Origin of the sequence: Lascolabacillus sp., from assembly GCF_028696275.1 — a bacterium.
GTDB lineage: Bacteria > Bacteroidota > Bacteroidia > Bacteroidales > Dysgonomonadaceae > Proteiniphilum > Proteiniphilum massiliensis.
In genome coordinates this window covers 25,622-40,405 of sequence record NZ_JAQVHI010000009.1, presented here as the reverse complement: position 1 = coordinate 40,405, position 14,784 = coordinate 25,622, and the positions used below count along the sequence as shown (strand labels likewise).

The window sequence follows — 14,784 nt, the reverse complement described above, 5'->3', positions numbered from 1 at the left end:
CAAAAACTTCTTATCCCCAAGTGAGTGAGATAAAAGGGTAATAGATTTACTTTGTAAAAGATATCTTATTTGTGGGGGTATGCCTGAAGCTGTAGTAGCTTTACTTGAGAAATATTTTCATACCTTTGATAAAACATTCATGTAATACTAATCGACTTTTATGCCCCATATCACCATTAACAACTGCCCCATTTGCAACAGTTCAGATATAGTAAATACATTTAATGCTGTCGATCATTTCTCTACAAAAGAAATATTTCCTATCTATGATTGCAGCAATTGCGGTTTTCGATTTACAAACAATTTTCCATCTGACGATATAATAGGCAGATATTACGATTCACCCGACTATATTTCTCATTCAGACTCAAAGAAAGGAGTTATAAACCGCCTATACCACTTTCTTAGGGAATTCATGCTTAAGAAAAAAGGCAATCTTGTTTCGAAATTTTCAACAGGAAACCGTTTGCTTGACATTGGTTCTGGTACTGGGTATTTTCTCAAGGCAGCAAAGGAGAGAGGTTATTCAGTTTCGGGAATAGAAAAAGATAGTAAAGCCAGAAACTTTGCAATAGATAACTTTGGTTTAGATGTAAAAGGAGAAGACTTTTTATGGAATATCAATAGTGATTCGTTTGATGTTGTCACTCTATGGCATGTACTTGAGCATATGCAAAACCTGAATGAGGTTGTTGACAAACTATTCAACATTCTCAGTAAGGATGGAACTTTAATTTTGGCTCTCCCAAATCATAATTCTTATGATGCAGGCATTTACAAAGAGTATTGGGCTGCTTATGATGTCCCACGCCATCTTTGGCATTTCACACCAGCTACAGTTGAAAAACTGCTGAATAAACATCAGTTCAAAATAATAAAACAAAAAACAATGCCACTTGACGCCTTTTATATCTCACTTCTAAGTGAAAAATACAGAGGCAGCGGAAAATTATATCAATATTTTAAAGCTATAATAGTTGGCATAATAGGTTTTCTACTTTCTCTTTCAAACGTTAATCAATCGAGTTCAGTAATATACATCGCAAAAAAGCAGAAAAACTGAAATTAAAAAAATGATTTTAGGATTTCTGTTTAAGTTGATCAAAAACATTTGTTGATTCTTCCAGAAAACTGTATTTTTGATTGTTTACAAATAATAATGGCTCAAGACTAACAGTTACAGTTGAATATAAACCATGGGCAAAAGAAAAAAACCTATACAATTTAACGATAAGCGATTATATTACTCTATTCAGGAGGTGGCCGACCATTTCGCGGTGAATGTATCTTTGCTCCGTTTTTGGGAAAAGGAGTTTGACAATATCAGACCAAAAAAAACTGCTGGTGGTACCAGACAATTTACCCGTGAGGATATTCAGCAGGTGGAAATTGTTTATCATCTGGTTAAAGAGAAGGGGATGACACTTGAGGGTGCGCGACAGTCGCTTAAAACCAAGAAAGATGATGAGACCAAAAGGGTTGAGGCTCTTGCCAGGTTAACTGATATCAAAAAGGAGCTGCTAGAACTTGAAGAGGAGTTTGATAAATTGCATGAAATACAGAAATACAATAAAACCATAAAAACGGAAGAATAATGTATAATCAAAACTTTCAACGTTTCCTGTTTTCATTTGTTCTCATCTCTTCACTTATTTGTTGTTCTCATAATAAGGCTCAAAACAAGATAGAGATAGAAGCACAAAGCATTTCAAAGAGTAATCCTGAAAATATTATCATGGGTGCAGAACGTACCGATCTCTATTTCCCTTTATTAAAGGAGAAACGAGTAGTTGTGATGAGCAATCAAACCGGTATGGTTGGCAAAGAACACCTTGTTGATATGCTAATCAGAGAGGGTCACAATGTAGTTGGCATCTTCTCTCCTGAGCATGGTTTTCGTGGTACTGCAGATGCAGGAGAACATGTAGCAAGCTCTATTGATGAGAAAACAGGTATTCCTATTTGGTCACTCTACGGAAGTGGAGGAGGAAAACCCTCTGCAGAGAATATGCAAAAATTTGATGTATTGCTTTTTGATCTGCAGGATGTGGGATTAAGGTTTTATACATACTATGCAAGTATGGCACGTCTGATGGATGCATGCTCAGAGCATGGCAAGAAGATGATTGTATTGGACAGGCCCAATCCAAATGGAATGTATGTTGACGGACCGATACTTGATATGAAGCATAAATCGGGTGTTGGCTGGCTTCCTATTCCAGTTGTACATGGTATGACCCTTGGAGAATTAGCAGTTATGATTAATGGAGAAAAGTGGCTGCCTGATGGCCGTCAGTGCGACTTAACCGTTATCCCTATTGACAATTATTCACATTCCACACTATATGAGCTGCCTATCTCTCCTTCTCCAAACCTGCCTAATATACACTCAATTTATCTCTACCCCTCAACCTGCCTTTTTGAGGGTACGGTTATGAGTCTGGGCCGCGGCACCTCTTTCCCATTCGAGGTTTACGGACACCCGGATTACAAAGGTTCCGATTTCACTTTCACACCTCGCAGTGTACCCGGTGCAAAGAATCCTCCTCTGCTCGACAAGTTGTGCTACGGTGTTGACCTACGCAATATTCCTAATGAGGAGATCATTGAAAAAGGGTTCGATCTATCCTACGTTATTGACGCATACAACAATCTGGACATAGGTGATAAGTTCTTCACCTCATTCTTCGAAAAACTTGTTGGGGTTGATTATATACGCCAGGATATTAAGGCAGGAAAAACAGCCGATGAGATTAAAGCTAAGTGGAGCGAAGATGTAGAGATGTTTAAAATTCAGCGAAAACCCTATCTGCTGTATGAGGAATAGATATTTCTGAGTTTTACTCATTTATATTTTTAAGGTGCTTCTATCAAGGTATAGCAAGTACCTTTTTTTTATTTATATCAATGGTGAAAAGGTTGCACCTCGTCCAAAGATCACTTATAGATCGCTTATACATAGCTTATCTGTATATAAGGTATGTATAAGTAATCTCTGGACTATATTCATATCTGATATTATGAGAACATCTACAAAAACTATATTTAAAGCTGATACAAATAAATAACCTTATGATATAAACATCATTTTTTGTATTTTTGCACTTTGTTGTAAAAATTGGAATATTAATCTGTTTCAGTTTGAGAAACAGATTATTAATTTAATTCAAACTTATTGATTTTTTCAGATGGAAATTGCAAGCAAATACAATCCTGCGGAGGTTGAGAACAAGTGGTATAAATACTGGATGGATAATAACCTCTTTCATTCAGAACCAGATGAGCGTGAACCATATACAGTTGTTATCCCTCCACCAAATGTGACCGGTGTCCTGCACATGGGTCATATGCTCAACAATACTATCCAGGATGTTTTGGTCAGACGTGCACGCATGCAGGGAAAAAATGCCTGCTGGGTACCTGGTACTGATCATGCTTCGATTGCTACTGAGGCTAAGGTTGTTAATAAGCTGGCTGCTGAAGGAATCAAGAAAAATGACCTGACCAGAGATGAGTTTTTAGAACATGCATGGAACTGGACTCGTGAACATGGTGGTATTATTCTTCAACAGCTGAAAAAGCTAGGGGCATCGTGCGACTGGGACAGAACTGCTTTCACTATGGATGATATAAGATCTGAAAGTGTTCTGAAAGTTTTCTGTGATCTATATGAAAAGGGTCTGATCTATCGTGGTGTAAGGATGGTAAACTGGGATCCAAAAGCTTTAACCGCACTGTCAGATGAGGAGGTTATACATAAGGAGGTTAATGGTAAGCTCTATTATCTGAGATATATGATAGAGGGTGATCCTGAAGGCAGATATGCGGTTGTTGCCACTACCCGTCCCGAAACAATAATGGGTGATACTGCTATGTGTATCCACCCTGATGATCCAAAGAATGCACACCTGAAAGGAAAAAAGGTGATTGTTCCGCTGGTGAACAGAGCTATCCCTGTAATTGAAGATGAGTATGTTGATATAGAGTTTGGTACAGGCTGCCTTAAAGTTACTCCTGCACATGATGTGAACGACTATTTACTGGGAGAGAAATATAATCTCCCATCAATTGACATATTTAATCCTGATGGTACACTAAATGAAAATGGTGACCGCTATGCAGGAATGGACAGATTTGATGTTCGTAAACAGATTGAGAAGGATCTTGAAGAAGCCGGATTAATTGAAAAAACAGAACCTTATACTAATAAGGTAGGATTTTCTGAGCGTACAGACGAGGTTATTGAGCCAAAGCTCTCAATGCAGTGGTTTCTTAAAATGGAAGATCTTGCAAAACCGGCTGCAAAGGCTGTAGAAAATGATACAATACGTTTCTTCCCTGAAAAATATAAAAATACATACCGTCACTGGATGGAGAATATCAAGGACTGGTGTATTAGTCGCCAGTTATGGTGGGGACACCAGATTCCAGCATATTTCCTTCCCAAAGGAGGTTATGTTGTTGCACTGACAAAGGAAGAGGCTTTTGAAAAGGCAAAACAACAGGTGGATTATGAGTTAACTATAGATGATCTGAAGCAGGATGAGGATGTACTCGATACATGGTTCTCATCATGGTTGTGGCCGATATCTGTTTTTAATGGTATTAACGAACCTGATAATAAAGATATAAATTACTATTATCCTACCAATGATCTTGTTACTGCACCGGAGATTATTTTCTTCTGGGTGGCTCGTATGATTATTTCAGGATATGAATACCGTAAAGAGCCTTGTTTCCGTAATGTTTACTTTACCGGTATTGTACGTGACAAGCTGGGCAGGAAGATGTCGAAATCTCTTGGTAACTCACCTGATCCAATAGAATTGATGGATAAATATGGTGCTGACGGAGTGAGAATGGGGATGTTACTAACTTCGCCTGCGGGTAACGACCTGCCATTTGATGAGTCGATGTGTGAACAGGGTCGCAACTTCAACAACAAGATATGGAATGCTTTCCGCCTGGTGAAAGGATGGGATGTTGATGAAAATATTCCTCAGCCTGAGTCATCCAAGATAGCAGTCGAGTGGTTTAAAAGCAAGCTTTCTGATACAATAGCTGAGGTGGAAGACTTGTTCTCAAAATATCGCCTTTCTGAGGCACTTATGCTTCTCTATAAGCTTTTCTGGGATGAGTTTTCTTCATGGTATCTTGAGATAGTGAAGCCTGCTTATCAGAAACCAATAGATAAACTGAGCTATGATGCAACACTAAGCTTTTTTGATGATCTGCTGCGTTTATTACATCCATTTATGCCATTTATCACCGAAGAGCTGTGGCAGGCACTCTACACAAGGGAAGAGGGTGTTAGCCTGATGATTTCACTTCAGCCAAAAGGAGAAGATGTTAATAAAGAGCTTCTGTCGGATTTTGAGGATGTTAAAAATATCATTTCTGGTATACGTACAATCCGACTTGAAAAGAATATACCAAATAAAGAGGCTCTGGAACTGGAGATTACAGGTAAACACAAAGAGTTGTTTAATAGCATTATTGCAAAAATGTGTAACCTGACTTCAATTAAACAGGTCTCTGAAAAACAGACTGGTTCAGCAGGATTTCTTGTTGGTACAACAGAATACACTGTTCCTCTTACAGATAATATTGACACAGAAGCTGAATTGAAAAAGCTTGAGGCTGAACTTACATACACTGAGGGTTTCTTGAAATCTGTTCAGAAGAAACTTAGCAATGAGAAGTTTGTTCAAAACGCTAAACCGGAAATAGTTGAGAATGAGCGCAAAAAGATGGCTGATGCTGAAAGCAAGATTGCATTAATTAAAGAGAATATTGCAGCGATTACAAGGAATTAATAATCATGTTAGGGTAAGAGTTATACCTAAACTGAATTTTAATAATTATACCATGATAAAGGATATTCTGAGTTACATATCTGATACTATATCAGAGAAAATCAACTCAACCAGACCGGTAACCGGAGGGTCAATCTCTTCGGCTTACCTGCTGGAGACCCCTGAAAGGAACTACTTTCTTAAATTAAATAAAGCGCCTGATGCGCTTGAGATGTTCCACGCGGAACAAAAAGGACTTGATGTAATAGAAAAGACAGCTACAATCTCTGTTCCTCATGTTCATCTGGTGGATTCAGTTAATGATAAAGCAATAATTCTGATGGATTATGTTGAAAACAGACGCCCTGTGTCTTCAGATTATGAAAGGCTTGGAAGGGAATTGGCTGCACTTCATTCACTGAAGCAGAATGACTTTGGTCTAGACTCAGATAACTATATAGGAAGTCTGCCACAGAGCAACAAAATTCATACAGACTGGATAGATTTTTACTGGGAAGAGAGGATCTCTCCACAACTAAAAACGGCATCAAGAGCTGGCTTACTGTCAGAAAAAGAGATACCGAATAAAGATAAAAGTATTGATGTATTCAACCGCTACCTTTATGATGTGACTCCTTCTATTATTCATGGAGACCTATGGGGAGGCAATTATCTTATCTCGACGGATGGTACTCCATTTCTTATAGACCCGGCAGTATACAGAGGACACTCAATGGTGGATATAGCTATGAGCAAACTTTTTGGCAGTTTTGGAGCTGAGTTCTATGGTGCTTATCATGAAATAATACCTATAACAGAATTTTATTATGAACAGATAGATCTGTATCAGTTATATTTCCTTCTTGTACATTTAAACCTGTTTGGTCGTGGATATTACACTTCTGTTTCTGATATCCTTAAAAGATATTTTTAGAATATTTTGTTGAATTTAAATTATATTGTACATTTACACTGTTAATTTTAACATGATATCATGTTTAAAATTCTATGTGTAATCTTTTAATTTCAATTAAATGAAGAAAAGATTAATTCAATTAGCTGCTGTAATTTTTACAGTAATGCTTATGACTTCATGTTATTCCTACACTACTGTTGTTGGAGAAGGAGCGCAGGGTAATCAGCAAATTACTAAATGGAATCATTATCTGATTGGTGGGTTGGCACCAATTGAAGTATCTGATCCTGCCGTTTTAGCAGGTGGAGCAAAAAATTATACTGTTAAAACTGAGATGTCATTCGTTAATGGATTGGTTTCTATTTTAACCAGTGGAATTTATTCTCCTACAACCACTACAATATATAAATAGCCAGTTTATATATTTAGTTGGATTAGATTTGAAGACCGATATTTTGTCGGTCTTTATTTATATAAATCAAATTTGAAATTTCTACAAAAACTGAAGATAGGGTCTGAGTCGATCAATATCATCATCAGTAAACTCATCAAGCAATGAGAGTTCCTCTATGCTGCTTATCCTGCCCTTTTTGTCTCTGAGGTTAAAAATAGTCTGAACCTGATTGTAGTTCAGGTAAGGATGTCTTAATAAATCGCGGAACTCCATTTCATTTACATTTAGTTTTATATAATTACTATCTGTTTTAATGAATGGTTCTATTCTTGAATATAGCTCTTTATCGATGCCATACACTTCCATAAGTTGATCTTTACAAAAAAAGCCACCCAAAAGATTTTTATACTTAACAATTCGCGAAGCGTATGTGCTTCCAATACCGGGAATCTTTTTCCATTGGGTTGTATCATTCTCATTTAAGTTGATAGTTTCACCCTCTTTTAATTTAATTATTCGAGGAAAATGTGCAGGACTTCTACTCTTTGATGCAATCGATATTTCATTTTTATATTGTAATGCTTCTGACCTGATTTCAGATGTATCAGTAACTGGATTTCTTTTCGATTTGAATGACTTTCCATAATTATTTATGACCACAGCTTCTCTCGATCTCATAAACTCATTAATTATTGAGTCATTCTGACTTGCATCTAATCCAGATGATTTTTTAATACTAATAAATGAATTTAGAATAATTGAAAGCGGGATCAGTATCAGCAATAAAATAATTGCTGAACGGCTCCCTTTATTGTAATAAAAAAAGTCTTTCCAATACATTTTATTGTGTTGATCCTTAAAGTTAATAAATTAAATCGGCTCCTTGTTCATATTTCCATTAAATTGTATCTTTGATTGATTTTATATAGAGCGTCAGTTTAATAATCGACGAAACAACCCAGCCATGGTCCTGAATTATATTTGGATTGCTTTTTTTCTTATAGCTTTTATAATTGCAGTTATAAAACTTGTTTTTTATGGTGATGTTCAAGTGTTTACAGACATCATGAACTCAACGTATGAAACTGCCCGGACAGGTTTCGAGATCTCTCTCGGGCTAACAGGTGTACTTTCTCTATGGCTTGGTATAATGAAAATTGGAGAGAGAGGAGGTATGATTGAGCTATTCTCCAGAGCTGTTGCTCCACTATTCTCCAGGCTATTTCCCGATATACCGAAAAATCATCCTGCTTATGGATCAATGCTGATGAATTTATCTGCAAATATGCTGGGACTGGACAATGCTGCTACTCCTTTTGGATTAAAAGCAATGCAGGAACTGCAAGAGATCAATCTAAAGAAGGATCGGGCATCGAATCCTATGATAATGTTCCTGGTGCTTAATGCATCGGGACTAACATTAATACCGGTAACCATAATGGTTTACCGTGCACAGATGGGTGCTGCTAATCCTGCAGATGTATTCATTCCGATAATGATTGCTACATTTTTTGCAACTCTGGTTGGTTTAATTGCTGTATGCCTTAGGCAACGTATAAATATTTTCTGTAAAGAGATTCTGGGGTTTATTTTGGGTATGGGAGGAATAATTGCAGGAACGGTAATTGTTTTTAAATCCATGCCTCAGGAACAGGTAAATATAGTATCCAGCCTTATTGCCAATATAATACTGCTTACTATAATAGTTCTATTTATTATTAAAGCAATGCACCGTAAGATTAATGTTTTTGAGTCATTTATTGATGGTGCAAAAGAGGGATTTAAAACGGCTGTATCAATAATACCTTACCTAATAGCTATATTGGTAGGCATTGGCGTATTTCGTGCTTCTGGTGCTATGGAATTTCTAATGGAGGGTATGAGAAATTTGGTTGGACTTACTGGAGTTGACGCCAGATGGGTTGATGGTCTTCCAACAGCCATAATGAAGCCTTTGAGTGGAAGTGGGGCAAGAGGTATGATGATTGATGCCATGAAGACTTTTGGAGCTGATTCATTTGCTGGGAGGTTGTCCAGTATTCTTCAGGGAGCCACTGATACTACATTCTATATTGTAGCAGTATATTATGGAGCTGTTAACATTAAGAACAGTCGCTATACAGTTCAATATGCACTATTGGCTGATTTGGCTGGTGTGATTGCAGCAATTTTTGTAGCATATCTATTTTTCAGTTAATAATCAAGAGTTATGGCTATATCTTTTCAGACAGAAAACGTAAAATCACCCGAAATAAAGAAGAGAAAAACATCGGAGTGGATAAAAAAAATAGCTGGTATTTACAGTAAAACTATCGGAGAAATTACATACATCTTTTGTGACGATGATAAAATTCTTGAGGTAAACAGACAATATCTCAATCATGATTATTACACAGATATAATTACTTTCGATTATAGTGATGGAGATAAAATTTCCGGAGATATTTTTATTAGTCTGGATACTGTGAAGTCGAATTCACAAATGTATACTACTGATTATCAAGAGGAACTGTTCCGTGTTATAATACATGGTGTTTTGCATCTATGTGGACTTTCCGACAGTTCAGAAGATGAGAAAAAGAAAATGAGAGATGCTGAAAATAGTGCACTGAATATACTGAAAACGATTGATTAATAATTTACAAAAGGATATATCAATCCTCTCTCGATTACATCTGTAAACTATAAAATGATTTATATCAATATTTTACATTTATAAAGTATATATCCGAATATAATTTTATGACCTCTGTTAACTAAAAATTCAATACTTATATAATCACTAAACTACTGAGTTAAAGTACTTTCAACTGTTCTTATTTGTAATTAACATCCAACATAAACGTAACGTTTTCTTTTTTAGTATCTTTGGGTCTTTAATAGAACACAAAGTGCAAAATGAATTTTAATTATGACATAATAGTAGTCGGTGCAGGACATGCCGGTTGCGAAGCAGCTACAGCAGCAGCTAACTTGGGTTCGAAAACATTGCTTATAACAATGGATATGAACAAGATAGCCCAAATGAGTTGCAACCCAGCCGTAGGAGGTATTGCAAAAGGGCAGATTGTACGCGAAATTGATGCTTTGGGTGGACAGATGGGAATTGTTAGCGATAAAACTGCTATACAGTTTCGCATGTTAAACCGCTCAAAAGGACCTGCTATGTGGAGTCCACGTGTTCAAAGTGACAGGGTTAAATTTATTGAGACTTGGAGAGAAATTATAGAAAATACACCAAATCTTGCTATGTGGCAGGATATGGTTACAGAACTAATATTTGAAGGTCACAGAGTAACTGGAGTTAAAACACGGATGGGTGTTGAGTTCAATGCCAACGCAGTGGTATTAACAAATGGTACATTCCTTAATGGATTAATTCATGTGGGGAAAGTTCAAATTGGCGGGGGCAGAATTGGTGAACAGGCATCATATGGCATGTCGGAACAGTTGCGTGATTTCGGTTTCAAAACAGACCGGATGAAGACAGGTACACCAGTTAGAATTGACGCCAGATCTGTTGATTTTTCTCTTTTGGAAGAACAAAAGGGAGATGATGATTTTCATAAATTCTCATACCTGCCAGATGTCCAAAGAACATTGGAACAGCGCAGCTGCTGGATTACATACACCAGTGAGGAGGTTCATGAAGCGCTAAGAGAAGGACTTGATGAATCACCACTATATAATGGTCAGATTAAAAGTATCGGACCGCGATATTGCCCAAGTATAGAAACCAAAATAGTTACATTCTCAGATAAAACAAGTCACCAACTATTTTTAGAACCAGAAGGAGTAAATACACATGAGTTCTACCTGAATGGTTTTTCTTCGTCCCTACCCCTGCAAACTCAGCTAAAAGCTTTGCAGCTTGTTCCTGCATTCAGAAACGTTCATATTTTCCGTCCCGGTTACGCGATAGAATATGATTTTTTTGATCCTACACAGCTAGAAGCAACATTAGAAACTAAGATGGTGAAAAACCTGTTCTTTGCCGGTCAAATTAATGGAACAACAGGTTATGAAGAAGCAGCAGGACAAGGTTTAGTAGCCGGTATAAACGCACATATAAACTGTCATGGCGGATCTCCTTTCACATTAAGAAGAGATGAAGCATATATTGGAGTACTGATAGACGACCTTATCACTAAAGGTGTGGATGAACCATACAGAATGTTTACATCTCGAGCTGAATATCGAATATTACTTCGACAAGACAACGCTGATGAAAGACTTACCGAAAAAGGGTACGAACTAGGTTTGGCTAAGACTGAAAGATTAAACTTTTATCATCAGAAAGTTGAGAATGTAAGAAAGATTAAAGAGTTTACTGAAAATTTCTCTGTAAAAGCTGATAGAATTAATCCGTATCTGGAAAGTATAGGTACAGCTCCACTTAAGCAGGGGGTAAAACTTGTTGACTTACTATCGAGGCCACATATCGATCTTCAGATAATGGCAAAAGAGATTGGTCCGCTAAGAGATCTTCTTGATACTATAACTGATAGAAAAGAAGAGGTGATAGAGTCTGCAGACATCAAGATTAAATATAGTGGCTATATTAAAAGAGAGCAGATTATAGCTGACAAAATTACCCGGCTGGAAGATATCTCTATAAAAGACAGGTTTAACTATAACGAAATTCAATCTTTATCAACTGAGGCAAGGCATAAATTAACACGTATAAATCCTGAAACTATTGCCCAGGCAGGGCGTATTCCGGGGGTTTCACCCAATGACATATCTGTACTTCTGGTTCTGCTTGGCAGATAAATCATATGGGTGTTCCACGTGGAACAACACAAAGCTATTAATTAATTAAAAAAATGAGCATAGAAACATTAACGAAATCTGTTAGAAATATTCCTGATTTCCCTATACCGGGAATACAATTTAAAGACATCACTACCCTATTTCAATCTGCGAGTCATTTAAAAGAGTTATCAGAAATACTCTACGACTTGTATAAAGAAAAAGGTATTACTAAAGTTGTAGGTATTGAATCAAGAGGCTTTTTCATGGGTCCTGCAACTGCAATAAAGCTTAATGCAGGATTTGTACCAATTCGTAAACCGGGAAAATTACCATATAATGTAATTGAAGAAACTTACACTAAAGAATACGGTGAAGATACTATTCAAATTCATGAAGATGCGTTGAATGAAGATGATGTTGTATTACTTCATGACGACCTTCTTGCAACTGGTGGCACTATGGTTGCGGCATACAATCTGGTAAAGAAACTAGGAGTAAAAAAAATATATATAAACTTTTTAATTGAACTTGAAGAGCTGGAGGGAAGACTGCATTTCCCGACAGACGTTGAAATAAATTCAATTATTAAATTCTAATCTCTGTTTGATTTTGTGTTTTCATTGTTAAGAAATGAACGATGATATAAAAAATACACTTGCTGTTATTCCAAATCAGCCGGGTTGTTATCAATTTTTTGATGAGAAAGGGACCGTTATATATGTTGGAAAAGCTAAAGATTTAAAGAAAAGAGTCTCTTCATATTTTAACAAATACCATGACCATCCGAAAACGCGAATACTGGTTAGGAATATCCGTAAGATCAAATATATTGTTGTTAATACAGAAGAGGATACATTTCTTCTGGAAAACAACCTTATAAAAGAGCTTAAACCACGCTATAATGTAATGTTGAAGGATGATAAAACCTATCCTTCAATAGTAATCAAAAACGAATTCTTTCCCCGTGTATATAAAACTCGTAATATCGTAAAGGATGGGTCCAAATATTTTGGCCCATATACTTCGGTATTATCTGTTAATGCATTACTGGAAATAGTAAGAAAAGTATATAAAATAAGAACATGCAGACTAAATCTTACACCTGAAAATATAGCAGCAAATAAATTTAAAGTATGTCTGGAATATCATATTAATCGCTGTAAAGGTCCTTGTGAGGGTCTGCAATCTTTGGAGGATTATGATAAGAATATTGAAGAAATAAATGAAATACTAAAAGGAAATGTGTCGATCATAGAAAAACAGGTTGTTAAAAGGATGAATGAACTTTCTGCAGAAATGAGATATGAAGAGGCACATGAACTTAAAGAGAAATTGCAATTAATACAGAACTTCAGAGAAAAATCACAGGTTGTAAGTAATATCAATTACAACCTGGATGTATTCTCTTTTGAAGAGGATGAAAATTCAGCATTTATAAATTATCTTCATGTTGTAAATGGTGGAATAACACAAGCATATACATTTGAATATAAAAAGAAGCTTGATGAAACACCGGAAGAACTATTAGGACTTGGTATAGTTGAAATGAGACAGCGATTTGGGAGTGAAACCAAAGAAATTATTGTACCGTTTATTCCTGATTTGAAATTAACAAATGTTGATTTCGTAGTTCCTCAACGAGGAGATAAAAGGAAACTTCTATTACTTTCTGAGAAAAATGTAAAACAGTATAAGATTGACAAACTCAAAAAAGCTGAGATGTTAAATCCTGATCAGAGGGCTATGAGAATTTTGACTACACTTCAGAAGGATTTACAATTGAAAGATATTCCCTGGCATATAGAATGTTTTGACAACTCAAATATTCAGGGAACAAATCCAGTGTCAGCATGTGTTGTTTTCAAAAAAGCAAAACCTTCAAAAAAAGATTACAGACATTTCAATATTAAAAGCGTTCTAGGACCTAATGATTATGCCTCAATGCGAGAAGTGATCGAAAGACGCTACTCTCGTCTACTTAACGAGGGCGAATCTTTGCCTCAACTCATTGTGGTTGATGGAGGTAAGGGTCAATTAAGCGTTGCTGTAAATTCTCTCCAGAAAATTGGCCTTTATGGAAAAATAGCAGTTATTGGCATTGCTGAACGTTTGGAAGAGATATATTTCCCGGATGACCCTATTCCTCTATATATTGATAAGAATTCTGAATCACTAAAACTTATTCAGCATCTCAGAGATGAAGCACATAGATTTGGTTTAACATTTCATAGAAAAAAAAGAAGTAAAGCACAAATTTCTTCAGAACTTGATACGATTAAAGGTATAGGTACAGAAACTAAGAAAAAACTATTGCTGCATTTTAAAAGTATTAAAAGACTTAAAGAATCTGAAAAAGATGAAATCATTAGGGTCATAGGAAAAAGTAAAGGTGAAATTATTTGGGATTGGTTAAACAATAAAGGAAAAAAATAAATGCGAGTTTTAATTCAAAGGGTTACTGAAGCATCAGTTGAAATAGAAGGAAAATTAAAAAGCGAGATTAATAAAGGACTGTTGATTTTTGTTGGAATTGAAGATGATGATAAAGATGAAGACATTGATTTCTTAGCTAAAAAGAGCGTTAATTTGCGTATATTTGATGACGAAAATGGAGTAATGAATCATTCTGTATTAGATGTTGAAGGAGATATACTTGTTATTTCTCAATTCACACTCCATGCCAGCACTAAAAAAGGTAACCGTCCTTCTTATATAAGAGCTGCAAAACCTGATATATCAATTCCTTTGTATGAAAGATTCTGTGAAGTATTATCGATTTTACTGAATAAACAGGTGAAAACTGGAGAATTTGGAGCTGATATGAAAGTAAGATTGGTGAATGACGGACCGGTTACAATATGGATAGATTCTAAAAACAGAGAGTGAGTTTCTAATTGTAAAATTAAGGGCATTCTATTTTAAAG

Annotated in this window: 13 protein-coding genes; 12 read left to right on the top strand and 1 reads right to left on the bottom strand. The window is 36.0% G+C overall.

The window, feature by feature from the left end:
• The first annotated feature begins 160 nt into the window (after positions 1-160).
• From PHO43_RS04060 to PHO43_RS04035, 6 genes are all read left to right on the top strand, one after another.
• Complete coding sequence (locus PHO43_RS04060; RefSeq protein ID WP_288011407.1) at positions 161-1,063, top strand: class I SAM-dependent methyltransferase; 903 nt, start codon at positions 161-163, stop codon at positions 1,061-1,063.
• 133 nt (positions 1,064-1,196) lie between these two features.
• Positions 1,197-1,595 (top strand): MerR family transcriptional regulator, encoded by a 399-nt coding sequence (locus tag PHO43_RS04055; RefSeq protein WP_045090543.1) that lies wholly within the window; start codon positions 1,197-1,199, stop codon positions 1,593-1,595.
• Positions 1,595-2,827, top strand: coding sequence for an exo-beta-N-acetylmuramidase NamZ family protein (locus tag PHO43_RS04050; RefSeq protein WP_502867172.1), 1,233 nt, complete (start codon positions 1,595-1,597; stop codon positions 2,825-2,827). Before PHO43_RS04055 ends, PHO43_RS04050 begins: the two co-directional genes overlap by 1 nt.
• Positions 2,828-3,188: 361 nt before the next feature.
• Positions 3,189-5,816 carry a valine--tRNA ligase gene (locus PHO43_RS04045; protein ID WP_045090544.1) on the top strand — a complete coding sequence of 876 codons (2,628 nt, stop codon included), beginning with the start codon at positions 3,189-3,191 and terminating at the stop codon, positions 5,814-5,816.
• Positions 5,817-5,868: 52 nt separating this feature from the next.
• Positions 5,869-6,729, top strand: a complete 861-nt coding sequence (locus PHO43_RS04040) for a fructosamine kinase family protein (RefSeq protein ID WP_288011404.1) — start codon at positions 5,869-5,871, stop codon at positions 6,727-6,729.
• A 100-nt stretch (positions 6,730-6,829) separates the two neighbouring features.
• The gene (locus PHO43_RS04035; protein WP_045090546.1) at positions 6,830-7,123 is read left to right on the top strand and encodes a Bor family protein; all 294 of its coding nucleotides are present in this window, start codon (positions 6,830-6,832) and stop codon (positions 7,121-7,123) included.
• 81 nt (positions 7,124-7,204) lie between these two features.
• Here PHO43_RS04035 and PHO43_RS04030 read toward each other — a convergent pair whose 3' ends face one another.
• Positions 7,205-7,945 (bottom strand): helix-hairpin-helix domain-containing protein, encoded by a 741-nt coding sequence (locus tag PHO43_RS04030; protein ID WP_045090547.1) that lies wholly within the window; start codon positions 7,943-7,945, stop codon positions 7,205-7,207.
• 124 nt (positions 7,946-8,069) lie between these two features.
• On the opposite strand from PHO43_RS04030, the gene PHO43_RS04025 reads away from it, so the two are divergent.
• The 6 genes from PHO43_RS04025 to dtd all read left to right on the top strand — a co-directional run bounded on the left by PHO43_RS04025 (position 8,070) and on the right by dtd (position 14,746).
• A complete protein-coding gene (locus tag PHO43_RS04025; RefSeq protein WP_045090548.1) occupies positions 8,070-9,302 on the top strand; it encodes a spore maturation protein in 1,233 nt (410 codons plus the stop codon).
• A gap of 12 nt (positions 9,303-9,314) precedes the next feature.
• Positions 9,315-9,740: an rRNA maturation RNase YbeY gene (ybeY, locus tag PHO43_RS04020; protein ID WP_288011399.1), complete on the top strand. Its 426-nt coding sequence runs from the start codon at positions 9,315-9,317 to the stop codon at positions 9,738-9,740.
• Between the two features lie 263 nt (positions 9,741-10,003).
• A complete protein-coding gene (gene mnmG, locus PHO43_RS04015; RefSeq protein ID WP_288011396.1) occupies positions 10,004-11,878 on the top strand; it encodes a tRNA uridine-5-carboxymethylaminomethyl(34) synthesis enzyme MnmG in 1,875 nt (624 codons plus the stop codon).
• A gap of 53 nt (positions 11,879-11,931) precedes the next feature.
• On the top strand, positions 11,932-12,456 hold the full coding sequence (locus tag PHO43_RS04010; protein ID WP_045090551.1) for an adenine phosphoribosyltransferase: 525 nt from the start codon (positions 11,932-11,934) through the stop codon (positions 12,454-12,456).
• A gap of 34 nt (positions 12,457-12,490) precedes the next feature.
• Positions 12,491-14,293 carry an excinuclease ABC subunit UvrC gene (gene uvrC, locus PHO43_RS04005; protein WP_288011393.1) on the top strand — a complete coding sequence of 601 codons (1,803 nt, stop codon included), beginning with the start codon at positions 12,491-12,493 and terminating at the stop codon, positions 14,291-14,293.
• The gene (gene dtd, locus PHO43_RS04000; RefSeq protein WP_045090553.1) at positions 14,294-14,746 is read left to right on the top strand and encodes a D-aminoacyl-tRNA deacylase; all 453 of its coding nucleotides are present in this window, start codon (positions 14,294-14,296) and stop codon (positions 14,744-14,746) included. It abuts the gene before it with no gap.
• Positions 14,747-14,784 lie beyond the last annotated feature (38 nt).

Bases quoted from the DNA above. Each gene is read 5' to 3' on its own strand.
- PHO43_RS04060 (WP_288011407.1), top strand. From the start codon at position 161: ATGCCCCATATCACCATTAACAACTGCCCCATTTGCAACAGTTCAGAT.
- PHO43_RS04055 (WP_045090543.1), top strand. From the start codon at position 1,197: ATGGGCAAAAGAAAAAAACCTATACAATTTAACGATAAGCGATTATAT.
- PHO43_RS04050 (WP_502867172.1), top strand. From the start codon at position 1,595: ATGTATAATCAAAACTTTCAACGTTTCCTGTTTTCATTTGTTCTCATC.
- PHO43_RS04045 (WP_045090544.1), top strand. From the start codon at position 3,189: ATGGAAATTGCAAGCAAATACAATCCTGCGGAGGTTGAGAACAAGTGG.
- PHO43_RS04040 (WP_288011404.1), top strand. From the start codon at position 5,869: ATGATAAAGGATATTCTGAGTTACATATCTGATACTATATCAGAGAAA.
- PHO43_RS04035 (WP_045090546.1), top strand. From the start codon at position 6,830: ATGAAGAAAAGATTAATTCAATTAGCTGCTGTAATTTTTACAGTAATG.
- PHO43_RS04030 (WP_045090547.1), bottom strand. From the start codon at position 7,945: ATGTATTGGAAAGACTTTTTTTATTACAATAAAGGGAGCCGTTCAGCA.
- PHO43_RS04025 (WP_045090548.1), top strand. From the start codon at position 8,070: ATGGTCCTGAATTATATTTGGATTGCTTTTTTTCTTATAGCTTTTATA.
- ybeY (WP_288011399.1), top strand. From the start codon at position 9,315: ATGGCTATATCTTTTCAGACAGAAAACGTAAAATCACCCGAAATAAAG.
- mnmG (WP_288011396.1), top strand. From the start codon at position 10,004: ATGAATTTTAATTATGACATAATAGTAGTCGGTGCAGGACATGCCGGT.
- PHO43_RS04010 (WP_045090551.1), top strand. From the start codon at position 11,932: ATGAGCATAGAAACATTAACGAAATCTGTTAGAAATATTCCTGATTTC.
- uvrC (WP_288011393.1), top strand. From the start codon at position 12,491: ATGAACGATGATATAAAAAATACACTTGCTGTTATTCCAAATCAGCCG.
- dtd (WP_045090553.1), top strand. From the start codon at position 14,294: ATGCGAGTTTTAATTCAAAGGGTTACTGAAGCATCAGTTGAAATAGAA.